1 protein-coding gene is annotated in these 249 nt (G+C 69.5%); it reads right to left on the bottom strand.

The annotated features are described in order from the left end of the window. The coding region (locus ACCD05_RS32010) for a hypothetical protein (RefSeq protein ID WP_413397714.1) at window positions 1-249 on the bottom strand (249 nt) is incomplete at both ends.

The raw sequence follows: 249 nt of genomic DNA, 5'->3' as shown, positions 1-249 counted from the left end.
GAACCACCGTTGCCACCGTTGCCAGCAGCACCGCCGTTACCGCCGTTGTTGCTGCCGCCGTTGCCGCCGTTGCCTGCAGCACCGCCGTTACCACCGCTGCCGCCGCCGTTGCTGCCACCATTGCCGCCAGAACCACCGTTGCCACCGCTTCCGCCGAAGCCACCGTTGTTGCTGCCGCCATTGCCGCCATTGCCGGCCTTGCCGCCATTGCCGCCGTCGCCGCCATGGTTGCTGCCGCCATTGCCGCCT

Source organism: Rhizobium sp. Rhizsp42, from assembly GCF_047304155.1.
Taxonomy (GTDB): domain Bacteria; phylum Pseudomonadota; class Alphaproteobacteria; order Rhizobiales; family Rhizobiaceae; genus Rhizobium.
The sequence above is the reverse complement of the archived record's forward strand: the minus strand, read 5'-3'. Positions and strand labels throughout refer to the sequence as shown.